Below are 24,066 nucleotides of genomic sequence, written 5' to 3' on the forward strand. Positions count from 1 at the left end.
GGACAATATCTAACTGAGTGTTCGTTTAAGGTGAACAATGGAATTCAAACAGCTGCAGGATATGGCGCTGTTCGCGCTGGTGGCGGAGTGCGGCAGCTTTACCGCCGCCGCGCAGCGCGTCGGGCTGCCGAAATCCAGCGTCAGCCAGCGCATCAGCCAGCTCGAACAGACGCTGGGGCTGCGCTTGCTCAATCGCACCACGCGCCAGCTGAACCTGACCTTCGCCGGTGAGCGTTATCTGGAACATTGTCAGGCGATGATGTCTGCCGCTGAACGCGCCGATCTGGCGCTGCAGCGGCTGCGCGATAACCCGAGCGGCCGCCTGCGCATCTCGACGCCCGCCGGGCTGGGGGCGACCCTGGTGGCGCGGCTGGCGGCGGATTTTCAGCGCCAGTATCCGGACGTTTCGCTGGAGGTGTCGGTGTCCGATGCCATGGTGGATCTGGTACAGGAAGGCTTCGACGCCGCGTTGCGCACCGGCAAGCCGCAGGATTCTTCGCTGATCGGTCGCCGTCTCGGGTATGCGCCGCGCTATCTGTTGGCGGCGCCGTCCTATCTGGCGCAGCATCCGCCGATCGAACACCCGCAGCAGCTGCAGCAGCATCGCTGTATCGCTCACCGCGCCTGGACGGCCTGGAACCTGCGCTGCGGCGACGATTACTACCGTTGGCAACTGCCGCTGGCGCACACCACCGACAACCTGCTGTATGCGCGTGAATGCGCTATCGCCGGTGCGGGGATCACGCTGTTGCCGGCGTTTCTCAGCCGCGAGGTGGTGGCGCAGAAGCTGTTGGTGGAAGTCTTGCCGGCATGGCGCGCGGAGGGCAACGAACTGTATCTGGTCTACCCGAGCCGCAAGCTGAATTCCCCGGCGCTGGCCTGCTTCATCGATGTGGTGCTTCAGCACCCGGCGTTTGACGACTACGCGCGCGAGCTGGCGCGGGAGTGACTGCCGGGAGCGTCGCCTTCCCGGATCAGGCGGAGCACCTCGCCACCTGGACGATGCGCTTCCCTATATTCTCGCCCGCCAGCAGGCCGACCAGCGCAGCGGGCAACAGCTCAAAACCGGTGATCAGATCTTCGATGACCACTAATTTTTCCTCGGCGACCCAGGCCGTGAGCGCCGCCAGCCCCTGTTCTTGGCGCTGAAGGAAATCGGCCAACAGGAACCCCTGCATCGTCAAACTGTTGACGATGAGCAAACCCGAGATCCCGGCAGGTGCTGCCGGCGGGGAGGCCGTATCGTACTGCGATACCGCGCCGCAGCAAACGATGCGCCCCTGTTTTGCCATGTGCGGCAGGCTGGTCGCCAAAATATCGCCGCCGACGTTGTCGAACAGCACATCGATGCCGTTGGGGCATGAGCGGCTCAGGGCGTCATGCAGATTTTCCGCCTTATAATCTATCGCCGCGTCGAACCCCAGCCTGTCCGTCAGCAGTGCCGTTTTGGCGGCGCCGCCGGCAATGCCCACCGTGCGGCAGCCGTGAAGCCGGGCGATTTGTCCGGCGAACATGCCTACCGCCCCCGCAGCGGCGGATACGACGACGGTTTCACCGGCCTTGGGGCGTCCGCATTCCAGCAGGCCGAAGTAAGCGGTGAGTCCGGGCACGCCGTAAACGCTGAGCAAATGCGTATGCGGAACGATGTTCGGCTGTTTGAGCGCCTCAGCCGCCGGTAGGGCCGTGAAAGTTTGCCAGCCGGTTTCTGCCAACACTAAATCGCCGGCGGCCAGCAGGGGAGAGCGCGATTCGACAACTTCGGCCAGCGCGGTCGCGGCCATGATGTCTCCCACCTGCAATCCGGAACGATAGGTGACGCCCTGCATCCAGGCTCTGCTGGCCGCATCCAGTGGTACGTACAGCGTGCGCAACAGAACCTCTTCAGGGCCGGGGATCGGCATGGGCGCCTCACGAGTCTGAAAACAATCGACGGTCAGTTTTCCTTGAGGGAGTTTGACGAGGATGATTTGGCGATTCTGCATTGGTGGGCTCCTGTTTAAATCTTGCCGAAGGCATCGACATCGGTGAGTTGTGCCGACAGTTTCCACAGGCGTTGGGCCTGTTCAGGATCGACGGCGTAGCTTTTTACGCCGCTGAATGAAAAGCCCTCGTTATCGTTACGCCGGGCGACATCGCAATCTTCGCAATACAATCCGCCAAGGCCATTGAGTTGAGGTGATGTCGCCGCCCAAACCTGGGTTGCCGCTCCTTGTTGCGGGGTCTTCAGCATTTCCGGGTGGGCGGGTTTGCCGTTGGCGTCGATCCAGTCCAATGCGAACATCTCTTCCTGCGAGAGATAGCGCTGCAGTGGCGTTGGGATCATGCCGGGATGCAGCGAGAAGGCGCGCACGCCTGCGTTTTTCCCCTGCTTGTCAAGCTGCAGGGCGAAGAGCGCGTTAGCGGTTTTCGATTGGCCATAGGCGAGCCACTTGTCATAGCCGCTGTGAAACTGGACGTCATTCCAGCGTATGGCGCTGGCATGGTGACCGGAAGATGAGATGACGACAACGCGGGCACCGCCCGCCAATGCCGGCCAGAGGTGGTTCACCAGCGCGTAATGCCCCAGGTGGTTGATCGCGAATTGTGCCTCCCAGCCTGGGCCGATACGGGTTTCAGGGCAGGCCATGATGCCGGCGCCGCAGATCAACATATCGAGGTGGACGCCGGTCGCCAGAAGTTGTTGCGTGAACTTTCTGATGTTGCTCTGATCGGCCAAATCAAGCTCATAAATGTCGACGTTGCTGATACCGGCGATGGCCAGACGAGTGCGGGCGATGACGGGATCGCGGGCGGCGACGATCACCTGTGCTCCCGCCTGCGTCAATGCGCGAGTCGTTTCCAATCCCAGGCCGGAATGACCGCCGGTTACCAGCGCCGTCATGCCGGCCAGTTGACGATCTTTGAGTACGTCGGCGGCGGTGGTGGTGGCGTTAAAGCTGGAATTGAGGGGCACTTGTCGGTTCATTGGACGTTCCTCGCTGCGGTTGGCTGTGACACTGGGAGTGTAAGTCGGTGCTATCAGCGGCTGAATGCAACAAAAACCTAATTTCTGTCGCCATCGTCCTAACGCCTTTGGCTGGAGCATCGCACGGGCTATGCTCTTGAAAGGACCTTAGGGGGAGAGGGTATGGATCCTTTATCGGAAGTGCTGGCACCATTGAACAGCCAAAATGCATTTTTCGGCGGCCTGAAGGCCGGCGGCGACTGGGCCGTTCATTTTCCCGCTCCGCAAGGCGGGAAGTTCAACGCGGTGGTGCGTGGCGGCTGTTGGCTGGCGGCGGAAGGGCTGGCTGAACCGCTGTGGCTGGCGGCCGGCGACTGTTTACTGCTGACTCGTAGCCTGCCGCTGACCGTCGGCAGTGACTTGTCACTGCCGGCGCTCGACGCAGACGCGCTTTATCTGCAGGCGAAAAACGGCATGGCGAGCTGCGGCGAGGGGGAAACGTGCCTGTTTATCGGCGGTCGTTTTAGCTTTGGCCAGGAAGTGGAGCGGTTGTTTGGCAGCCTGCCCGCGCTGATGGTGATCCGCGGGGGTACGGAAGAGGCGGCCGTGCTGCAATGGGCGCTGCAACGGCTGGCGGATGAGCTGGTTAGGCCTTCACCGGGCAGTACGTTGATGACGCATCATCTGGGGCAAATCATGTTGACCCAGGCGCTGCGGATATACCTGATGGGGGAGGAGAGCGCGGCGTCGGGTTGGCTGCCCGCCTTGTTCGATCCGCGCATCGGCGCCGCGATGCAGGCAGTGCACGCCGATCCCGCCCGGCGCTGGACGGTGGCGTCGCTGGCCGCCGCTGCTAGCGTTTCTCGCTCGACGCTGGCGTTGCGCTTCAAGCAGAAGGCCGGTATGGCTCCGCTGGAGTATGTGTCGCGATGGCGCATGCTGCTGGCGACGCGGGCTTTGCGTACCGGCAGCGAACCGGTGTCCACCATCGCGCAGCGTTTGGGATACGATTCAGACAGCGCGTTCAGCCACGCCTTTAAGCGCATGATGGCATGCTCGCCGCGCGACTATCGCCGGACACGGGAATAAAAAAAGGCGCCGCATGCGGCGCCTTGGGTATTACTTGGCGATCTTCTTGTACTTGATGCGGTGCGGCTCGAGCGCGTCGGCGCCCAGCGTACGCTTCTTGTACTCTTCGTACTCGGTGAAGTTGCCTTCGAAGAATTCCACCTTGCCCTCGTCCTGGTAGTCCAGGATGTGGGTGGCGATACGGTCGAGGAACCAACGGTCGTGCGAGATCACCATGGCGCAGCCAGGGAATTCCAGCAGGGCGTTTTCCAGCGCGCGCAGGGTTTCGATATCCAGGTCGTTGGTTGGTTCATCGAGCAGCAGTACGTTGCCGCCAACCTGCAGCAGCTTGGCCAGGTGCAGACGGCCACGCTCACCGCCGGACAGCTCGCCTACGCGTTTGCCCTGATCGACGCCCTTGAAGTTGAAGCGGCCGACATAGGCGCGGCTCGGCATCTCGGTGTTGCCGATGCGCATGATGTCCTGCCCGCCGGAGACTTCTTCCCACACGGTTTTCGAGCCGTCCATGCTGTCGCGGAACTGATCGACGGACGCCAGCTTGACGGTATCGCCCAGCACGATGCTGCCGGAATCAGGCTGCTCCTGACCGGACATCATGCGGAACAGCGTGGATTTACCCGCGCCGTTCGGGCCGATGATGCCGACGATTGCCCCTTTCGGCACCGAGAACGACAGGTCGTCGATCAGCAGGCGGTCGCCGTAGGACTTGCGCAGGTTGCTGACTTCGACCACTTTATCGCCCAGGCGTGCGCCAGGCGGAATGAACAGTTCGTTGGTTTCGTTACGTTTCTGGTATTCGGTGTTGTTCAGCTCTTCGAAGCGGGCCAAGCGGGCCTTGCCTTTGGACTGACGGCCTTTGGCACCCTGACGCACCCACTCCAGCTCTTTCTCGATCGACTTGCGACGAGCGGCTTCGGCGGACGCTTCCTGTGCCAGACGCGCGTCTTTCTGCTCCAGCCAGGAGGAGTAGTTGCCTTCCCACGGAATGCCTTCGCCGCGGTCCAGTTCGAGGATCCAGCCGGCTACGTTATCCAGGAAGTAACGGTCGTGGGTGATCGCCACCACGGTGCCTTCAAAGTCGTGCAGGAAGCGTTCCAGCCAGGCCACGGACTCGGCGTCCAGGTGGTTGGTCGGTTCGTCCAGCAGCAGCATGTCCGGCTTTTCGAGCAGCAGGCGGCACAGCGCTACGCGGCGGCGCTCACCCCCGGACAGATGGGCGATTTTGGCGTCCCAGTCCGGCAGGCGCAGCGCATCGGCGGCGCGTTCCAGCTGCGTATTGAGGTTGTGACCGTCGTGCGCCTGAATGATCTCTTCCAGGCGGCCCTGTTCGGCGGCCAGCTTGTCGAAGTCTGCGCCTTCTTCCGCGTACAGCGCGTACACTTCGTCCAGGCGTTTCAGCGCGCCGACCACTTCCGCCAGCGCTTCTTCCACCGACTCACGCACGGTGTGTTCAAGGTTAAGCTGCGGCTCCTGCGGCAGGTAACCGATCTTGATGCCCGGCTGCGGGCGTGCTTCCCCTTCGATATCGGTATCGATGCCGGCCATGATGCGCAGCAGGGTAGACTTACCGGCGCCGTTCAGGCCCAGTACGCCAATTTTGGCCCCAGGGAAGAAGCTCAGGGAGATGTTTTTCAAAATATGACGCTTCGGCGGTACTACCTTGCCGACGCGGTGCATGGTATAGACGTATTGAGCCACGTTGCTCTAAGCCTCTTTATATCAGTATTTATAGGATGTCTGGCGGCATGAGTGTAGCCCGTTTCGATCTCGGATCCCAGACATCGCTCAGCGATCGCTAAGTATAAACGTTTATGCGCCGATAAAGGCGCATATTGGTGGCTTATGGCGTGACGACGATCGCGACGCGGCGGTTTTCCGCGCGGCCGCTGGAGGTGCGGTTGTCGGCAACGGGATCGCGCTTGCCCATGCCGCGGGTTTCGATATTGGCGCGCGGAATGCCGACGCTGGCCAGCAGATCGGCCACCGCATCGGCGCGGCGCAGGGAGAGCTGATCGTTATAGCTGTCTTCACCGTAGTTGTCGGTATGGCCGTCCAGGCGGAACTTGGTGATGCCGACGCTCAACAGCGCACGGCCCATCTTCTGCACCGTCTCGGTGCTTTCCGGGTTCAGCTTGCCGATGTTGTTGCCGAACAGCACTTTATCCGACAGGCCGAACTCCCAGCCGTTGTCGGTCAGTTTGAAGCCCTGCGATTGCAACAGCGCGACCTGTTCGGGCGTCAGGCCCTGCGGTTTGCTCTGGCAGCCGGCGAGCGCCAGCAGGGCGACGAACATCATCGCCAGCAGTGAAAAACGACCTTTAAACAGTTGCTGTATCATAGTCAAAATCCCTAGTTCAAGTGTTATAGCCGGGGCTCTTATTTATGTATAGCCAGCCGCCAGCCTCCATTATAACGATGCTTTGCCTGATACATCGCATCGTCAGCTTCGTGCAAAAGACCCTGAGGCGTCGACGCGTGATCAGGGTACAGCGCAATGCCGATACTCAGAGAGGTAATGACCGCCTCGTCGTTCGGTAAAATGACCGGTTGCGTCATGCAGTCGATGATGTTGTCAGCGATCTGCAAGACATCTTCCGTGCCGTGTACCGGCGCCAGCAGCACGGCGAATTCATCCCCGCCCAGACGCGCGACCAGATCGGTCTCGCGCAGCTGCGCGCGAATGCGTCCGGCAATGGTGGTCAGCACCGCATCGCCTGCGGCGTGGCCGTAACTGTCGTTCACTTCCTTGAAACGATCGCCGTCGATAAACAGCACCGCCAATTTCGCCGGCGGTTCGATATCGCCCAGCGCCCGGCTCAGTCGTCCTTCGAAGAAGGCGCGGTTCGGCAAGCCGGTCAGGCTGTCGTGCGTCGCCCGGTGAGCCAGCGAATCGTTCTCCTGCTTCAGATGTGCCTGCCAGGCCTCCAGCTCGTCGAGCAAGCCGTTGAAATCGTTGCTGAGCTCATGCAGCTCGGCGATTGGCGCCGACGGCACCCGCAGGCCGAAGGTGCGATCGCGGCGCACCGCGTGCGCCACGTTGGCGATATCGTCCAACGAACGGACGATGCCGGCCAGCATGCGGCGCGACAACACCAGGGCGCACAGGGTACTGAGCACCATGCAGGCGATCATGCCGACCAGGCCGCGCAACAGGAAACGCAGCAGGCTGCCGCCGTTGCCGCTCAACCAGACCTGGCCGACCTGTTTGCCCTCGTGAGAGATAGGCAAAATGACCGGCTCGGGCAGCGCCCAGTGCGCAACGATTTGTTCCAGACCGTGCAGCGGACCGTCGGTGGGGTGACGCCAACTGGCCAACATCTTGCCTTTATTATCCAGAATGCGCGCCTCCAGGATCTCTTCGTTGGAGGAGATCAACATCAGCGCCTCGCGCGCGGCGGTGCGGTCTTCAAACACCACGGCGGCCTCGACGGTATAGCTGATGGAGCGTGCGATCAGGTGCAGGTTGTGGTTGGCGTAAGCGCGCAGCGCAAACAGCGCCACCAGCGTCAGAAAGATGCCGGCGGTACCGACGGCGATCAGCGCCAGCCCAAGATGCACCCGCTGCAGCACCCGGCCCAATGTCGGGCGCGCATTGCCAGAACGGTTTCTACGCAACAGCCTCATAGCGGCGGCGCCTGTTTGCGTGCCAGCTGCAGCACGTTGGGGTGGACGCGCACGCCGCTGCGTGCCAGGGCGTCCAGGTTGACCTTGAAACTGGCCTGATCCCCATCGATAAGCAGGCAAAATGCGCTGCCGGCGGAGCATTCGCTATCGTTCTCGCTGATGCTGAGAATGGAGTTGCCGGAAATGCGCTGCATGAAATTTTGTCTCTGCGCGGCGTTGATGTTCCCTAAATAGATGACATCACAGCCGGTACTCAACGTTGGGCTGTCAAACGGTACGCGTTCGGTTTTAATCGGACGCGGCGCGCTCAGCAGGATCGGATCGAACAGCCCTTCGGCATACTGGGTGGGTGCGGTCACGCACAAGCGGATCGGATTGGGCTCACGCGACCAGCGGGCGTAGCTGATGATGCCGACCACCACGGTCGTCACGGCGTGCGTACGCTTTTGATAGGGATCATCGGCGGCGTGCGCAGGCCCGGGCAACGTCAGCAGCACCAACAACACGATCAGTAGCAGGCGGCCGATATTCAGGCGTGCGTCAAGGAAGCCCGGCACGGGGCTTTTTGCGCAACGCATCGCTATCGCGGTTTTATTCGCCATCTTCACCCGCCATTCCGGCCTGATCCACCGCCCGCAGGCCGTGGCCTGACAAGGAAAAATCCGGCCCGCTTGAAGGGACAATCGTTTTGCTGAAAGCTGTCAGTCGCACTGCCTAATGAACACTATCTAACCCATAATTGGCGCGGATTGTATTATAAGATGCCTTCGTTGGGCGCTTTATGTGCTGTTTTCTCGGAATTATCCTACTTATTTTTGATAGTATAAAAATGCCTACCCGGGTTTGCCACCGCTTTTCTGCAAAGTTGGCGCGTTTGGCCAGCTGTCAGGCGATTTGCGCAACGGCGCTGCCATCTTATAAATGCAATAATGTGATAGCTAATAATTAAAAAATATTTTACTTCCCCAATAAACGCCGAAGCAGCTAATAAAAATCCGGTAGCCAGAAATATTCCGCCGGCCTGATTTGTCAGCCAAAGTAAACGTTTTTTACCTGGCTCCCGTCATGACGATACACTTCTTCTTCTACAGTATTGAATGGATAAGCGATTGCGCTGTCTATGGTAGATATCTGCGACCGGGCCGTGCGCCCGGCATTATTTTGTCCCGCGGCGCTGTGGCGCGGCGGTCACCGGGGAGCTGGGCGGCTCCCGCGGTACAACCAGTGAGGAAAGAGCGAGGATGGTCAAGGTGGACAAGCGACGGCTGTTGGCAATGGGCCTGTGCCTGACGGCGTTTTCAGGCGCGGCACTGGCGGATTCTCTGGATGCGCAACGTCAGCGCTACCAGCAGATCAAGCAGGCGTGGGACGGCAATCAGATGGATGTGGTGGCGCAGCTGATGCCGACGCTGCGCGATTACCCGCTTTATCCTTACCTGGAATACCGCAAGCTGACACAGGATCTGAGCCAGGCGGGGTTCTCCGAGGTGAACGACTTTATCAAGCGCAACCCGACGCTGCCGCCGGCGAAATCACTGGCGCCACGCTTCGTCAATGAGCTGGCGCGGCGCGAAGACTGGCGCACCCTATTGGCCTTCAGTCCGCAGCCGCCCAAACCGGTGGCGGCGCGCTGCAACTATTACTACGCCAAGTGGGCCACCGGCGACCAGCAGGCGGCCTGGAGCGGCGCCGACGAACTGTGGCTGAACGGCAAAACGCTGCCGGGCGCCTGCGATCGGCTGTTCAGCGTCTGGCGCGGCGCAGGCAAGCAGACGCCGCTGGATATTCTGGCGCGCATGAAGCTGGCGTTGAAAGAGGGCAACAGTTCGCTGGTCAGCAACCTTTACAGCCAGCTGCCGGCCGACTATCAAACCATGGGTAACGCCCTGGTGCGCTTGCAAAACGATCCGACCACCGTGGAAGCCTTTGCCCGCAGCGTGGGGCCGACCGATTTCACCCGCGCTGCCACCGGCATCGCCTTTGAACGCCTGGCGCGGCAGGATGTGGAAAACGCGCGGGCGATGATCCCGACGCTCGCGCGGCTGCAGAAAATGAGCGATGACGAGCGGCTGGGGCTGGAAGAGGCGGTGGCCTGGCGCCTGATGGGCAGTGACGCTACCTATGAACAGGCGCAGTGGCGCGATCAGGTGATTCTGCGCAGCCGTTCGCCTTCGCTGCTGGAGCGCCGGGTGCGTATGGCGCTGGGCAACGGCGATCGGCAAGGTGTCGCGACCTGGCTGGCCCGTCTGCCGGAAGCGTCGCGCAACAAGGATGAGTGGCGCTACTGGCGCGCCAGTCAGCTGATGGACGAAGGGAAACGCGCCGAAGGCGAGGAGATATTGCGTAACCTGATGACCGAACGCGGCTTCTATCCGATGGTGGCGGCGCAGAAGCTGAAGGCCACTTATCCGGTGATGGTGGCGGTGGCAGCCAAGCCGCGCGCGTCGCTGACCGACGGGCCGGAAGTCGCCCGGGTGCGCGAGCTGATGTACTGGAATATGGACAACCTGGCCCGCAGCGAGTGGGGCTCTTACGTCGCCAGCCGCAGCCGGCCGGAACAAGAGGCGCTGGCGCGCTACGCCTTTGAGCAAAAATGGGCCGATCTGAGCGTGCAGGCGACCATCGTCGGCAAGCTGTGGGATCATCTGGAGGAGCGCTTCCCGGTAGCCTGGCCGCAGGAGTTCCGCCGTGCCACCGATGACAAGGGGATCACCACCAGCTACGCGATGGCGATAGCGCGTCAGGAAAGCGCCTGGAATCCGAAGGCGCAGTCGCCGGTTGGCGCTACCGGCCTGATGCAGGTGATGCCGCGCACCGCGCAGCATACGGTGCAGATGTTCAATATTCCCGGTTACGTCGGCCCGAGCCAGCTGTTCGATCCGCAGACCAACATCACCATCGGCACCAGCTATCTGGAGTCGGTCTATCAGCAGTTCGGCCGCAACCGTATCCTGTCGAGCGCCGCCTATAACGCTGGCCCGTCGCGTGTGAACACCTGGCTGGGCAACAGCGCGGGGCGTATCGATCCGGTGGCGTTCATCGAAAGTATTCCGTTCTCGGAAACCCGCGGCTACGTCAAGAATGTACTGGCCTACGATGCGTTTTACCGCTATCTGACGCACCGGCCGGCCAAGGTGCTGACCGACGCCGAGTGGCAGAGACGTTATTGATTTTGACGGCCCTATGGTATGCTGCTGTACTAGTTAAATAGTATGGTGGCTGCCATGACGCAATTATCGTTAAACGACCCCGCTCTTTCAGAACAAGGCAATGAGGATTGGCTGCGCTTCGTCGCGCTGCTGCAGAATTCGTTTGCGCAAGAACTGCATCAGCCGCTGCTGCAACTGATGCTGACGCCGGACGAGCGCACCGCGCTGGGCACCCGGGTGCGGATCATTCAGGAACTGATGCGCGGCGAGATGAGCCAGCGCGAGCTGAAAAATGAACTGGGCGCGGGGATCGCCACCATCACCCGCGGCTCGAACAGCCTGAAAGCGGCTTCACCCGAGCTGAAACAGTGGCTCGAGCAGCAGCTGTTGCATGACGCGCCCTAGCTGGCTCGGTGCTATGTGCTATGTGCTATGTGCTATTGCTGATAGATGGCGTTGTGAAACGGCACCAGCGCCAGCAGCAGCGCCTGGTGGTAAACGCTGGTGCGGCTCAGCTGGCCGTCGGTGAAGACGCCGATGGCGCCGCCCTGGCGCTTCACCTCGGCATTGCCGGTGATCGCCGCCATTTCGCTGCCCAATTCGCGACCGGCGCGAATACCTTGTAAGATGACTTCCGGCAGCATCAGGCTCGCCGAGCGGGATTCGCCGCGGATGTGTGGGTTCTCGATGGTCATCCAGGCGAAGGTCATATTCTCTTCAATCCCGGCTTCCACGCCGACCCAAAAATCGGCCTCGGGCCTGACCTGGCGCGCTTCCATGACGCGTTGACGCGAGCCGGTGCGGGTTTCGTGATTGCCTATCGGCTGCAGCGAGACGCCGCTGGCGACGTCAACGGATTCAATGCGGTATTGGCCTGCGCCAAAGACGTCATCGAAGGCCAGTTGAATAGCCTTGATCTTTGCCGGGTTGGTAGTTGCAGCGACAACATGGTACATAACGGGTTTGATATCCTTCTGGCCGATACGCCGGGCAGCGGCAAAAGCGCCGCCGGGCCGGGGATAAACGCAAATTTCACGCAGTATAACGGAAAACAAAAATGTTACAGGTATACCTCGTTCGCCATGGCGAAACGGAATGGAACGCGGCTCGCCGCATCCAGGGTCAGTCCGACAGCCCGTTAACCGCCATGGGTGAACACCAGGCCCGTCTGGTCGCCAGGCGTGTCAGCAAAGAAGGCATTACGCACATCATTACCAGCGATCTGGGGCGCACGCGCCGCACCGCGCAGATCATCGCCGAAGCCTGTGGCTGCGAAGTGATTGGCGATCCGCGTTTGCGTGAGCTGCACATGGGGGTTCTGGAAGAACGCCTGATCGACAGTTTGACGCCGCAGGAAGAGCAGTGGCGCAAACAGATGGTCGATGGTACTCCTGACGGCCGTATCCCTCAAGGCGAATCCATGGAGGAGCTGGGCGAGCGCATGCGCGCCGCGCTGGAGAGCTGCCTGATGCTGCCGGAAGGCAGCAAGCCGCTGCTCGTCAGTCATGGCATCGCGCTGGGGTGTTTGATCAGTACGGTGCTGGGGCTGCCGGCCTATGCGGAACGCCGCCTGCGTTTGCGCAACTGCTCACTGTCGCGCGTCGATCACCAGCAGAGCCCGTGGCTGGCTTCCGGCTGGATCGTGGAAACGGCGGGCGATGTCACGCATCTGGACATGCCCGCGTTGGATGAACTGCAGCGTTAACGCCGAATCGGGATCAGGTAATCGCACTTGATCTCGATAGGTGCCTGATGCGGACGGCGCTCGCCTTTCGGGTAGAAGCGTTCGATGTCGTGCCCTTTGCGACGTGTCAGCTGGAGCGCCGGCAGGCAGGTGCCGTAGACCGTCAGAATAAAGTCTTGCAGTCCCTCGGTGGGCCCTTCGTAGCTGAACATCGCAAACTCACCGCCCGGCAACACCAGCGGCTGGCCTTCCTGTACCTTGTCAGGCACCTGATCCGGTTCCAGCGCCGTGGTGTACAGCACTTCCTGTTCGTCGTCCTTCTCCTGGCTTGGTCGCGAGTGGTGCAGCCCGTACAGCACCGGCGGCAGGGTTTCGACGTCACCGAGGAACTGACGCCAGAACTGCGAGCGTAGTTCGGTGCGCACCGTGGTGATCTGTTCCAGCGTACAGGAGTAGCTTTGGGTCAGGCCGACCAGATGCTTGTCCGGCAGCGAGACGAATTCCGGTTGCGGCAGGGTGAAGGCCCCCAGACGGATCGGCGGACAGATGCCGAATGCGTTCCAGTCTTCGGCGCGGCGGTACAGCGCCGGCGTTTGCGCAAACTGTTTTTTGAAGGCGCGGGTGAAGGTCTGCTGCGAGTCGAAGCGATATTGCAGGGCAATATCCAAAATCGGCCGGCTGGTCAAACGCAGCGCGACGGCGGCTTTGGACAGCCTTCTTGCCCGGATGTAAGCACCGATGGCATTACCGGTAATATCTTTGAACATCCGTTGCAGATGCCATTTGGAGTAGCCGGCCTTGGCCGCCACGTTATCCAGCGACAAGGGTTGGTCCAAATGGCTTTCCAGCCAGCTAAGCAGATCACGAATGATACCGGCTTGATCCATAGATCTTCCTCGTAAAGCTTGGGGGTAGGAACCCGAACTGTTGATTCGTCACGCTGGTGCTGCGCTATCAGACCGATCCATGAGCCATTATGCGTTGCACTCTTTGCCTCTGCTGCGCATGCCGCGCCAGAGTTGGATTGGGGTACACCGTAGTGGGCGCAAAGAAATAACGACGCCGCATCATAGCAATTTTTTTACTCCGCGACTCTCAAAGATTTTTGTCACGCTCTGTGCTAAAACGGACGGTGCGGACCCGTAAAAAACCGATTCCGTGAGCTTAGACATAAATGATGGCGATCGCCGAACCTATTTTTGCGGCAAAGTTATATCGGAGTTAAGTAAATGAAAAAAGGCTGGATATTTTTATTCGGTTTGGTTTGCGCAACCGTTGGTAGCGCGCAGGCGGAGCAGGTGGGCTCCGTTGATACGGTGTTTAAATTGTTGGGGCCGGACCACAAAATCGTGGTGGAAGCGTTCGACGATCCGGATGTTAAAAATGTAACTTGTTATATCAGCCGCGCCAAAACCGGCGGCATCAAAGGCGGCCTGGGGCTGGCGGAAGACACCGCCGACGCGGCCATTTCCTGCCAGCAGGTGGGGCCTATCGAGCTGAGCGACAAGATCAAAAACGGCAAAGCGGAAGGCGAGGTGGTGTTCCAGAAACGCACCTCGCTGGTGTTCAAGAAGCTGCAGGTGGTACGCTTCTACGACGCCAAGCGCAATTCGCTGATTTACCTGAGCTACTCCGACAAGGTGATCGACGGCTCGCCGAAGAACGCACTGAGCGCGGTGCCGATCATGCCGTGGGCCGAGACGAAATAAAAAAACGGGGTTCAGCATGCTGAACCCCGTTTTCATGACGGCAGGCCGGAATTACTCTTCCAGATCGCCGCAGAAGCGGTAGCCTTCGCCGTGAATGGTGGCGATGATTTCCGGCGTGTCCGGCGTCGATTCGAAGTGTTTGCGAATGCGACGGATGGTGACGTCCACGGTGCGGTCATGCGGCTTCAGCTCGCGGCCGGTCATTTTCTTCAGCAGTTCGCCGCGGGACTGGATCTTGCCCGGGTTTTCGCAGAAGTGCAGCATGGCGCGGAATTCGCTGCGCGGGAGCTTATACTGTTCGCCGGCCGGGCTGATCAGCGAGCGGCTGTTGATGTCCAGCTCCCAACCGTTGAACTTGTAGCTCTCGACCAGGCGGCGTTCTTCGCCGAGGCTGCCCAGGTTCATGGTGCGCGACAGCAGGTTGCGTGCGCGGATGGTCAATTCACGCGGGTTGAACGGCTTGGTGATGTAATCGTCGGCGCCGATTTCCAGGCCGAGGATTTTGTCCACTTCGTTATCGCGACCGGTCAGGAACATCAAGGCGACGCTGGCCTGTTCACGCAGTTCGCGCGCCAACAGCAGGCCGTTTTTGCCTGGCAGGTTGATGTCCATGATGACCAGATTGATATCATTTTCAGACAGGATATTGTGCATCTCTGCACCATCATTGGCTTCATGAACAATGTAGCCTTCCGCCTCGAAAATGCTCTTCAGGGTGTTACGAGTGACTAACTCGTCTTCGACAATCAGAATGTGCGGGGTCTGCATATTTGCTACCTAAAATTGCCAACAAAATAGAAAATAGGAAGTACAGAAGTCTTTGTTTTCTTAGAGGAGGGCAGAGATAGCGCCACGTTCCCTCTCAGCAAATGACTAAAGTACGTAAACTCGTTCTTGATGCACTTTCCATCTCATGTCAACAAGATCGCTAGCCTGGTGGGGATGCTGTTCCCTACAACCCCTGGGGTGCCAAATTGGCGCATATCCTAACCCCATTAACAGCAATATAACAGCGCGTGCCGAATTCATCACCCAACAAAACTACGCTTTGTTGACATATATCAAATTCAATTGTAGCACGTTAACAGATTTGTGAAAAACACTTACAGAAATGCCAGTTTAAGTCACAGAACCTCAAATTCTGTGAACGATTCAGCATTATCCGGCCCGATAGGATACAATTATTCGCTTATTGATCATCGCTTTGTTTTAACTCATTGATAAATAAATGCAGTAAAACATAAGAACGAATAATGACTATTACGACGGGTTTATTAGCTCAACGAGCCGTTTAATCTTGTTTGTTGCTATTAACGCGTTTATTGTTACGCAATTGTAAATATAAGCGGGCGCTGCGCCACCGTCAAAACGCAGGCCCGCCTTCGGTGGAAAAGTGATGCAGCTTCATATTGTTTTAGTGGCTCCGGCGCGGCCGGAAAATGTCGGCGCGGCGGCGCGTGCGATGAAAACCATGGGCTTCACGTCGCTGCGCATCGTCGACAGCGAGGCGCACCTACAGCCGGCGGCACGCTGGGTGGCACACGGTGCCGGCGAGATCCTCGACGGCGTGCAAACGTTCGCCACGCTGGAGCAGGCGCTGGCGGACGTGGATTTCACCGTCGCCACCACCGCTCGCAGCCGCGCGCGTTTTCACTACTACTGCACGCCGCCCGAGCTGCTGGAACAGTTGAGTGAGCGTAAGCAGTGGGTCGGCCAGGCCGCGCTGGTGTTCGGCCGTGAAGATTCCGGCCTGACCAACGAAGAACTGGCGCTGGCGGATTTGCTGACCGGCGTGCCGATGCAGGCAGACTATCCGTCGCTTAACCTGGGCCAGGCGGTGATGGTGTACTGCTACCAACTGGCGAGCTTGATGGGCGTCAGCACGCCGCAGGAAACGGCGGCGTCGGAAGGGCCGCTCAAGGCGCTGCGCCACCGCGCCGATGCCTTGTTGAACGCATTGGATGTCGGCGATGACCAAAAATTGCGCGACTGGCTGCACCAGCGACTCGGCGCACTGCAACAGCGAGATACGGCGATGTTGCATACGCTGCTGCACGACATCGAAAAAAAACTCGCCAAGTGATAGCGGCTCCATCGGACGGTTACCCAGCGTGATCCACTAGTAAATCGGCTTTAAGTTGTTTTTTTGTTCTGTCGTTTTGCTTTTCACCTCCGATATCGCGCAATGTCGCCGCTGAGCGGAAAATAAGCAAAAAAAAGAAATCGTTTGACTTGGGATCGCGATTGCTTTAACCAATAGAGGGGACAGAGTATTTCATGAGACAGACAGACAACATGCGCAATTTCAGCCTGAAAACCACAATTATTACCACCACCGATACCACAGGTAACGGGGCGGGCTGACGCGCACAGGAAACACAGAAAAAAGCCCGCACCTAATCAGTGCGGGCTTTTTTTTCGGCTTAAATTCGGAGAGATCACACATGCGAGTGCTGAAATTTGGCGGAACCTCGGTGGCGAATGCAGAACGTTTTCTGCGCGTTGCCGACATCATGGAGAGTAATGCGCGTCAGGGACAGGTAGCCACGGTCTTGTCCGCCCCCGCAAAGATCACCAACCATCTGGTGGCGATGATCGACAAAACGGTGGCGGGTCAGGACATTCTGCCGAATATCAGCGACGCCGAGCGGATCTTTGCCGATCTGCTGAGCGGCCTGGCGCAGGCGCTGCCGGGCTTTGAATACGACAGGCTGAAAGGCGTGGTCGATCAGGAGTTCGCGCAGCTCAAACAGGTGCTGCACGGCGTTTCGCTGCTGGGGCAGTGCCCGGACAGCGTGAACGCGGCGATCATCTGCCGCGGCGAAAAGCTCTCCATCGCCATCATGGAAGGGGTGTTCCGCGCCAAGGGCTATCCGGTCACGGTGATCAACCCGGTAGAGAAGTTGCTGGCGCAGGGACACTACCTGGAGTCTACCGTGGACATCGCCGAGTCCACGCTGCGCATCGCCGCGGCGGCGATCCCGGCCGACCACATCGTGCTGATGGCTGGTTTCACCGCCGGCAACGACAAGGGCGAGCTGGTGGTGCTGGGCCGCAACGGCTCCGACTATTCCGCTGCGGTGCTGGCCGCCTGCCTGCGCGCCGACTGTTGCGAGATCTGGACCGACGTCGACGGCGTGTATACCTGCGATCCGCGCACCGTGCCGGACGCCAGGCTGCTGAAATCGATGTCGTACCAGGAGGCGATGGAGCTCTCCTATTTCGGCGCCAAAGTGCTGCATCCTCGCACCATCACGCCGATTGCCCAGTTCCAAATCCCTTGCCTGATTAAAAACACCTCCAACCCGCAGGCCCCCGGCACGCTGATCGGCAAAGACAGCACCGATGACGCGATGCCGGTGAAAGGCATCACCAACCTGAACAACATGGCGATGATCAACGTCTCCGGCCCGGGCATGAAAGGCATGGTCGGCATGGCCGCGCGGGTGTTCGCCGTGATGTCGCGCGCCGGCATTTCGGTGGTGCTGATCACCCAATCCTCTTCCGAATACAGCATCAGCTTCTGCGTGCCGCAGGGCGAACTGCAGCGCGCCCGCCGCGCGCTGGAGGAGGAGTTCTATCTGGAGTTGAAAGACGGCGTGCTGGATCCGCTGGACGTCATGGAACGCCTGGCGATCATCTCGGTGGTCGGCGACGGCATGCGCACCCTGCGTGGCATCTCCGCGCGATTCTTCTCCGCGCTGGCGCGCGCCAACATCAATATCGTCGCCATCGCCCAGGGCTCTTCCGAGCGTTCAATTTCGGTGGTGGTCAGCAATGATTCCGCCACCACCGGCGTGCGCGTCAGCCACCAGATGCTGTTCAACACCGATCAGGTGATCGAAGTGTTCGTCATCGGCGTCGGCGGCGTCGGCGGGGCGCTGATCGAGCAAGTCTACCGCCAGCAGCCGTGGCTGAAGCAAAAACATATCGACCTGCGGGTGTGCGGCATCGCCAACTCGCGCGTGATGCTGACCAACGTGCACGGCATCGCGCTGGACAGCTGGCGCGACGAGCTGGCCGGCGCGCAGGAGCCGTTCAATCTCGGCCGCCTGATCCGGCTGGTGAAGGAGTATCACCTACTGAACCCGGTGATCGTCGACTGTACCTCCAGCCAGGCGGTGGCCGATCAGTATGTGGATTTCCTGGCGGACGGTTTCCACGTGGTGACGCCGAACAAAAAGGCCAACACCTCGTCGATGAACTATTATCAGCAACTGCGCGCGGCGGCCGCCGGTTCGCACCGCAAGTTCCTTTACGACACCAACGTCGGTGCCGGTTTGCCGGTGATTGAGAACCTGCAAAACCTGCTGAACGCCGGCGATGAGCTGGTGCGCTTCTCCGGCATCCTGTCCGGGTCGCTGTCCTTTATCTTCGGCAAGCTGGACGAAGGGCTGTCGCTGTCGGCGGCGACCCTGCAGGCCCGGGCCAACGGCTACACCGAACCGGATCCGCGCGACGATCTGTCCGGTATGGACGTGGCGCGCAAGCTGCTGATCCTGGCGCGCGAGGCCGGTTACAAGCTGGAGCTGAGCGATATCGAGGTTGAGTCGGTGCTGCCGCCGTCCTTCGACGCGTCGGGCGATGTGGATCAGTTCCTGGCGCGGCTGCCGGAGCTGGATAAAGAGTTCGCGCGCAACGTGGCCAACGCCGCCGAACAAGGCAAGGTGCTGCGCTATGTCGGCCTGATCGACGAAGGGCGCTGCAAGGTGCGCATCGAGGCGGTGGACGGCAACGATCCGTTGTATAAAGTGAAGAACGGCGAGAACGCGCTGGCCTTCTACAGCCGCTATTATCAGCCGCTGCCGCTGGTGCTGCGCGGCTACGGCGCCGGTAACGATGTGACCGCAGCGGGCGTGTTTGCCGATCTGCTGCGCACACTGTCATGGAAGTTGGGAGTTTAATATGGTTAAGGTGTATGCACCGGCCTCGATCGGTAACGTCAGCGTCGGTTTCGATGTGCTGGGCGCGGCGGTTTCGCCGATCGACGGCACGCTGCTGGGCGACTGCGTCAGCGTAGAGGGTGCCGAGACGTTCAGTTTGCAGAATGCCGGGCGCTTCGTCAGCAAGCTGCCGGCCGAGCCGAAAGAGAACATCGTTTATCAATGCTGGGAGCGTTTCTGCCAGGAGATCGGCCGCGAAGTGCCGGTGGCGATGCGGTTGGAAAAGAACATGCCGATCGGATCGGGGCTGGGTTCCAGCGCCTGTTCGGTGGTCGCCGGGCTGATGGCGATGAACGAATTCTGCGATCGGCCGCTGGATAAGACGACGCTGCTCGGCCTGATGGGCGAGCTGGAAGGCCGCATTTCCGGCAGCGTGCATTACGACAACGTGGCGCCATGCTACCTGGGCGGCCTGCAGCTGATGCTGGAAGAAGAAGGTATCATCAGCCAGGAGGTGCCGTGCTTCGACGATTGGCTGTGGGTCATGGCCTATCCGGGCATCAAGGTCTCCACCGCCGAAGCGCGCGCCATTTTACCCGCGCAATACCGTCGTCAGGATTGCATCAGCCACGGCCGCTATCTGGCCGGCTTTATCCATGCCTGCCACACCCGGCAGCCGCAGCTGGCCGCCAAATTGATGCAGGATGTGATCGCCGAACCGTACCGCACCCGGCTGCTGCCGGGCTTCGCCGAAGCGCGCAAGGCCGCTCAGGACATCGGTGCGCTGGCCTGCGGCATCTCCGGCTCCGGCCCGACGCTGTTCGCCGTCTGTAACGACGGCGCCACCGCGCAACGCATGGCCACCTGGCTGCAACAACACTATCTGCAAAACGACGAAGGTTTTGTTCATATTTGCCGTCTGGATACCGCAGGCGCTCGACTACTGGGATAACGCATGAAACTGTACAACCTTAAGGATCACAACGAGCAGGTGAGCTTCGCGCAGGCGATCAAACAAGGCCTGGGCAAGCAGCAGGGGCTGTTCTTCCCGCTGGAGCTGCCGGAGTTCGAACTGACCGAGATCGACCACCTGCTGGAGCAGGACTTTGTCACCCGCAGCAGCCGCATTCTGTCGGCCTTTATCGGCGAAGAGGTGCCGGAAGCGGCGCTGAAGAAACGCGTGCAGGCCGCCTTTGAGTTCCCGGCGCCGGTGGCGAAGGTGACCGAAGACGTTTCCTGTCTGGAGCTGTTCCACGGCCCGACGCTGGCGTTCAAAGACTTCGGCGGCCGCTTTATGGCGCAGATGCTGGCGGAAGTGGCCGGCGATCAGCCGGTGACCATTTTGACCGCCACCTCCGGCGACACCGGCGCCGCCGTGGCGCACGCCTTCTACGGCCTGAAGAACGTCCGGGTGGTGATCCTCTACCCGCAGGGCAAAATCAGTCCGCTGCAGGAGAAGCTGTTCTGCACCCTGGGCGGCAACATTCACACCGTCGCGATCGACGGCGACTTCGACGCTTGTCAGGCGCTGGTGAAGCAGGCGTTCGACGATCAGGAATTGAAAGACGCGCTGCACCTGAACTCGGCCAACTCGATCAACATCAGCCGTTTGCTGGCGCAGATCTGCTACTACTTCGAAGCGGTGGCGCAGCTGCCGCAGGAAGCGCGCAATCAGCTGGTGATTTCAGTGCCGAGCGGCAACTTCGGCGATCTGACTGCCGGGCTGCTGGCCAAGTCGCTGGGTCTGCCGGTGAAGCGCTTTATCGCCGCCACCAACGCCAACGACACCGTGCCGCGCTTCCTGACCAGTGGCCAGTGGCAGCCGCACGCCACGGTCGCGACGCTGTCCAACGCCATGGACGTCAGCCAGCCAAACAACTGGCCGCGCGTGGAAGAGCTGTTCCGTCGTAAGGTCTGGCAGCTGAAAGAGCTGGGCCACGCGGCCGTCAGCGATGAGACCACCAAGGAAACGATGCGTGAACTGGCCGAACTGGGCTATATCTCCGAACCGCACGCGGCTATTGCCTATCGCGCGCTGCGCGATCAGCTGCAGGAAGGGGAGTTCGGTCTGTTCCTTGGCACCGCGCATCCGGCCAAGTTTAAAGAGAGCGTAGAAGCGATCCTCGGCCAGGCACTGCCGTTGCCGAAAGCGCTGGCGCTGCGGGCCGATCTGCCGCTGCTGTCGCACACGCTGCCGGCCGGCTTCGGTGAGCTGCGCAAGTTCCTGATGGGGCTGCCAGCCTGAGGTTCGGCAGGCTAGAATGCGAAAAGCCGTCTTGCGACGGCTTTTTTTTATGCCTGCTCCGGGCGTTTGAACACCAGTTCATTGCCCTGCGAGGCGGCTTCGTCGAAGACGTAGCCTTCCAGGTTGAAGTCCACCAGCTGCTCGCTGCGCGTCAGGCGGTTCTTGATGATAAAGCGGCTCATCAACCCGCGCGCTTTCTTGGCGTAGAAGCTGATGACCTTGTACTTGCCGTTCTTCTCGTCGAGGAAGATCGGTTTGATCAGCGCGCCGTGCAGTTTGGCCGGTTTCACCGCCTTGAAATACTCGTCGGACGCCAGGTTGACCACCACGTCGTCGCCCTGTTGCTCCAGCGCTTCGTTGAGTTTTTGGGTGACTTTATCCCCCCAGAAGCTGTACAGGTCTTTGCCTTTCGGGTTTTCCAGCTTGATGCCCATCTCCAGCCGGTACGGCATCATCAGATCGAGCGGGCGCAGCACGCCATACAGGCCGGACAGCATGCGCAGATGCTGCTGGGCAAAATCGAAGTCAGCCTCGTTGAAATCCTGCGCCTGCAGGCCGGTGTAAACGTCGCCCTTGAACGCCAGCAGCGCCTGACGGGCATTGTCCGGGGTAAATTTCGGCTGCCACTCGCTAAAGCGCGCGGCGTTCAGCCCGGCCAGCTTGTCGCTGATGCTCATCAGGCTGGCGATTTGCGCCGGCGTCAGCTCGCGGCAAATTTTGATCAGCTGTTTCGACTTGTCCAGCAGTTCGGGCTGCGTGAAGCGTTCTGTCGCCAGCGGGCTGTCGTAATCGAGAGTTTTTGCAGGGGAAATAATAACGAGCATGGCCAGATCCTGTTTATCCAAGTGCGGATACTGTAGCAAAAAGCGCGGGAAAAAGGGGCAATCGGTCCAATAGGCAGGGGCGCGTATTGCACGCGCCCCGGAAAACTCAGCGCGGCGGCTTTTGGTCGTCCCACACGCCCGGCTCCAGCTGCGACTTCAGCTCCGGATAACGGTTGGCGTCGAAGGTCGGCAGCTTGCCCAGGCGGCGTTGGCGATGGTAATCGTCGGCCAGCTTCAGCGCCACCCGCGACAGCAGCAGGATCGCCGTCAGGTTGGTGATTGCCATCAGCGCCATGGAGGTATCCGCCATTTTCCACACCAGCGGCAGCTCCGCCAGCGCGCCGAACATCACCATGCCCAACGCCACGCAGCGGAAAATCAGCAGGCCACCCGGATGGTTGTGCTCGAGGAACACCAGGTTGCTCTCGGCATAGGCATAGTTGGCGATGATCGAGGTGAAGGCGAAGAAGAAAATGGCGATGGCGACGAACGGCGCTCCCCAGCTGCCGACGGCGGTCGACAGCGCGCGCTGGGTCAGATCGATGCCGCTGATGCTGTCGGTCGGCTGATCGAGTATGCCGGAAGAGAGGATGATCGCCGCAGTGGCGCTGCAGATAACGATGGTATCGATAAACACCCCGAGCATTTGCACGTAGCCTTGCGAAGCCGGATGCGGCGGATAAGGCGAGGCGGACGCCGCCGCGTTGGGCGCCGAGCCCATGCCGGCTTCGTTGGAGAACAGGCCGCGCTGCACGCCCTGGGTCATCGCCTGGGAGATGCCGTAACCGACGGCGCCGGCCGCGGCTTCCTGCAGGCCGAAGGCGCTTTTGAAGATCAGCGCCAGGATCGCCGGCATGTGTTCGATGTTATGGCCAATCACCCAGAGGGCCAACAACAGGTAGGCGCCGGCCATCAGCGGCACCACCAGCTCGGCCACTTTGGCGATGGAACGGATGCCGCCAAAGATCACCACGCCGCTCAGCAGCACCAGGCCGATGCCGACGTGCAGCGGCTGCAAATGGAAGGCGACGGCGGAGGCCTGGGCGATGGAGTTGGCCTGCACGGCGTTGAACACCAGACCGAACGCGATGATCAGAAAGATCGAGAACAGCACGCCCATCCAGCGCATGCCGAGGCCTTTTTCCATGTAGTAGGCCGGGCCGCCGCGGTAGTTGCCGTTATCGTCTTTGGTTTTGTAGAGCTGCGCCAGCGAGCTTTCGACAAATGAAGTGGCCATACCGATAAACGCCACCGCCCACATCCAGAAGATGGCGCCGGGGCCGCCGGCGGTCAGGGCGATGGCGACGCCGGTCAGGTTGCCGGTGCCGACGCGCGCCGCCAACGTGGTGCACAGCGCCTGGAAAGAGGAGATGCCGGCGCTGTCGCTTTTATTGCTGTTTTTCAACACCGAGAACATGTGGCTGAAGTGGCGGAGCTGGATAAAGCGGGTGCGCAACGTGAAGTAGATGCCGGTGCCGAGCAGCAGATAAATCAGCACCGACCCCCACAAAATATTGTTTATAAAGTTCATCAGGTCCGTCAAGGGATCCCTCCTCTTATCGAAATTTAATGCGCACCTTGCAGCATCCACCGCAGGTGAAAAACATTGGCCTATTTTTTACAAGAGCTTAGCTGGAATTGGTCCGGCGTCAGTCGATTAAGATTTTTCGCAGATTAGTGGCCGAATTGCATCAATTTTTTCGAATTTAACATAATTTATTCGGACAATAGCACGTTATTGCCTTTCCATCCGCTCGGTTATGGCGAAAGATATCGGCGTAAACGGTTGCTCGCCCAAGGATAAAACAGATGCTTGCGCGCCGCGGTTTTCCAGCCTTGCACCGGGCTTGGCGCATGTTATTATCAAGGGAGGGCATGGTTGAACAATGCCAAAAGTTCATGCACAAACGATGAG

22 protein-coding genes and 1 other annotated feature are annotated in these 24,066 nt (G+C 60.2%); of the genes, 11 read left to right on the top strand and 11 right to left on the bottom strand.

What is annotated here, in order from left to right; translation table 11 throughout:
• The first annotated feature begins 37 nt into the window (after positions 1–37).
• On the top strand, positions 38–949 hold the full coding sequence (locus tag C9411_RS06780) for a LysR family transcriptional regulator (protein ID WP_038878520.1): 912 nt from the start codon (positions 38–40) through the stop codon (positions 947–949).
• Positions 950–974: 25 nt separating this feature from the next.
• Here the strand turns inward: C9411_RS06780 and C9411_RS06785 are convergent, their stop codons facing one another.
• Positions 975–1,982: an NADP-dependent oxidoreductase gene (locus tag C9411_RS06785; protein WP_107226730.1), complete on the bottom strand. Its 1,008-nt coding sequence runs from the start codon at positions 1,980–1,982 to the stop codon at positions 975–977.
• A 14-nt stretch (positions 1,983–1,996) separates the two neighbouring features.
• Positions 1,997–2,965 (bottom strand): SDR family NAD(P)-dependent oxidoreductase, encoded by a 969-nt coding sequence (locus C9411_RS06790; RefSeq protein WP_107226731.1) that lies wholly within the window; start codon positions 2,963–2,965, stop codon positions 1,997–1,999.
• Positions 2,966–3,127: 162 nt separating this feature from the next.
• On the opposite strand from C9411_RS06790, the gene C9411_RS06795 reads away from it, so the two are divergent.
• Positions 3,128–4,033 (top strand): AraC family transcriptional regulator, encoded by a 906-nt coding sequence (locus C9411_RS06795; RefSeq protein WP_107226732.1) that lies wholly within the window; start codon positions 3,128–3,130, stop codon positions 4,031–4,033.
• Between the two features lie 30 nt (positions 4,034–4,063).
• Here the strand turns inward: C9411_RS06795 and ettA are convergent, their stop codons facing one another.
• From ettA to C9411_RS06815, 4 genes are all read right to left on the bottom strand, one after another.
• Positions 4,064–5,731, bottom strand: coding sequence for an energy-dependent translational throttle protein EttA (gene ettA, locus C9411_RS06800; RefSeq protein ID WP_063991457.1), 1,668 nt, complete (start codon positions 5,729–5,731; stop codon positions 4,064–4,066).
• A gap of 142 nt (positions 5,732–5,873) precedes the next feature.
• On the bottom strand, positions 5,874–6,371 hold the full coding sequence (locus C9411_RS06805) for an OmpA family protein (protein ID WP_107226733.1): 498 nt from the start codon (positions 6,369–6,371) through the stop codon (positions 5,874–5,876).
• A gap of 38 nt (positions 6,372–6,409) precedes the next feature.
• Positions 6,410–7,657: a diguanylate cyclase domain-containing protein gene (locus tag C9411_RS06810; protein WP_063991456.1), complete on the bottom strand. Its 1,248-nt coding sequence runs from the start codon at positions 7,655–7,657 to the stop codon at positions 6,410–6,412.
• Positions 7,654–8,259, bottom strand: coding sequence for a YfiR family protein (locus tag C9411_RS06815; protein WP_063991455.1), 606 nt, complete (start codon positions 8,257–8,259; stop codon positions 7,654–7,656). The genes C9411_RS06810 and C9411_RS06815 overlap by 4 nt, the downstream gene beginning before the upstream one ends.
• A 639-nt stretch (positions 8,260–8,898) precedes the next feature.
• On the opposite strand from C9411_RS06815, the gene sltY reads away from it, so the two are divergent.
• A complete protein-coding gene (sltY, locus tag C9411_RS06820; RefSeq protein ID WP_063991454.1) occupies positions 8,899–10,827 on the top strand; it encodes a murein transglycosylase in 1,929 nt (642 codons plus the stop codon).
• A gap of 54 nt (positions 10,828–10,881) precedes the next feature.
• Positions 10,882–11,211, top strand: coding sequence for a trp operon repressor (gene trpR / locus C9411_RS06825; RefSeq protein WP_004933017.1), 330 nt, complete (start codon positions 10,882–10,884; stop codon positions 11,209–11,211).
• Between the two features lie 32 nt (positions 11,212–11,243).
• Here trpR and yjjX read toward each other — a convergent pair whose 3' ends face one another.
• The gene (gene yjjX / locus C9411_RS06830; RefSeq protein ID WP_063991453.1) at positions 11,244–11,762 is read right to left on the bottom strand and encodes an inosine/xanthosine triphosphatase; all 519 of its coding nucleotides are present in this window, start codon (positions 11,760–11,762) and stop codon (positions 11,244–11,246) included.
• A 101-nt stretch (positions 11,763–11,863) separates the two neighbouring features.
• On the opposite strand from yjjX, the gene gpmB reads away from it, so the two are divergent.
• A complete protein-coding gene (gpmB, locus tag C9411_RS06835; RefSeq protein ID WP_025305227.1) occupies positions 11,864–12,511 on the top strand; it encodes a 2,3-diphosphoglycerate-dependent phosphoglycerate mutase GpmB in 648 nt (215 codons plus the stop codon).
• On the opposite strand, the gene robA is transcribed toward gpmB, so the two are convergent.
• A complete protein-coding gene (gene robA / locus C9411_RS06840; protein ID WP_033641224.1) occupies positions 12,508–13,377 on the bottom strand; it encodes an MDR efflux pump AcrAB transcriptional activator RobA in 870 nt (289 codons plus the stop codon). The two genes, gpmB and robA, sit on opposite strands and share 4 nt — an antisense overlap.
• Before the next feature lie 342 nt (positions 13,378–13,719).
• Here robA and creA point away from each other — a divergent pair, with 342 nt between their 5' ends.
• Positions 13,720–14,199: a protein CreA gene (gene creA, locus C9411_RS06845; RefSeq protein ID WP_033652887.1), complete on the top strand. Its 480-nt coding sequence runs from the start codon at positions 13,720–13,722 to the stop codon at positions 14,197–14,199.
• Positions 14,200–14,250: 51 nt separating this feature from the next.
• Here the strand turns inward: creA and arcA are convergent, their stop codons facing one another.
• Positions 14,251–14,967, bottom strand: coding sequence for a two-component system response regulator ArcA (gene arcA / locus C9411_RS06850; RefSeq protein ID WP_004933003.1), 717 nt, complete (start codon positions 14,965–14,967; stop codon positions 14,251–14,253).
• A gap of 628 nt (positions 14,968–15,595) precedes the next feature.
• On the opposite strand from arcA, the gene C9411_RS06855 reads away from it, so the two are divergent.
• The 5 genes from C9411_RS06855 to thrC all read left to right on the top strand — a co-directional run bounded on the left by C9411_RS06855 (position 15,596) and on the right by thrC (position 21,327).
• On the top strand, positions 15,596–16,282 hold the full coding sequence (locus C9411_RS06855) for a tRNA/rRNA methyltransferase (RefSeq protein ID WP_107226734.1): 687 nt from the start codon (positions 15,596–15,598) through the stop codon (positions 16,280–16,282).
• Positions 16,283–16,494: 212 nt separating this feature from the next.
• Complete coding sequence (gene thrL / locus C9411_RS26180) at positions 16,495–16,563, top strand: thr operon leader peptide (RefSeq protein ID WP_107226805.1); 69 nt, start codon at positions 16,495–16,497, stop codon at positions 16,561–16,563.
• Positions 16,502–16,619, top strand: a sequence feature (Thr leader region). Its footprint overlaps the gene before it by 62 nt.
• 24 nt (positions 16,620–16,643) lie before the next feature.
• Complete coding sequence (gene thrA / locus C9411_RS06865) at positions 16,644–19,103, top strand: bifunctional aspartate kinase/homoserine dehydrogenase I (protein WP_063991451.1); 2,460 nt, start codon at positions 16,644–16,646, stop codon at positions 19,101–19,103.
• A 1-nt stretch (position 19,104) separates the two neighbouring features.
• Positions 19,105–20,034 (top strand): homoserine kinase, encoded by a 930-nt coding sequence (gene thrB / locus C9411_RS06870; RefSeq protein ID WP_107226735.1) that lies wholly within the window; start codon positions 19,105–19,107, stop codon positions 20,032–20,034.
• A gap of 3 nt (positions 20,035–20,037) precedes the next feature.
• Positions 20,038–21,327, top strand: a complete 1,290-nt coding sequence (gene thrC / locus C9411_RS06875) for a threonine synthase (RefSeq protein WP_107226736.1) — start codon at positions 20,038–20,040, stop codon at positions 21,325–21,327.
• Between the two features lie 47 nt (positions 21,328–21,374).
• Here the strand turns inward: thrC and yaaA are convergent, their stop codons facing one another.
• Together yaaA and C9411_RS06885 are read right to left on the bottom strand one after the other, a co-directional pair.
• A complete protein-coding gene (gene yaaA, locus C9411_RS06880) occupies positions 21,375–22,151 on the bottom strand; it encodes a peroxide stress protein YaaA (protein ID WP_063991448.1) in 777 nt (258 codons plus the stop codon).
• A gap of 106 nt (positions 22,152–22,257) precedes the next feature.
• Positions 22,258–23,694, bottom strand: coding sequence for a sodium:alanine symporter family protein (locus C9411_RS06885; protein WP_107226737.1), 1,437 nt, complete (start codon positions 23,692–23,694; stop codon positions 22,258–22,260).
• Positions 23,695–24,066 lie beyond the last annotated feature (372 nt).

It is taken from the genome of Serratia sp. Nf2, assembly GCF_003028435.1.
GTDB classification, from domain to species: domain Bacteria; phylum Pseudomonadota; class Gammaproteobacteria; order Enterobacterales; family Enterobacteriaceae; genus Serratia; species Serratia marcescens_L.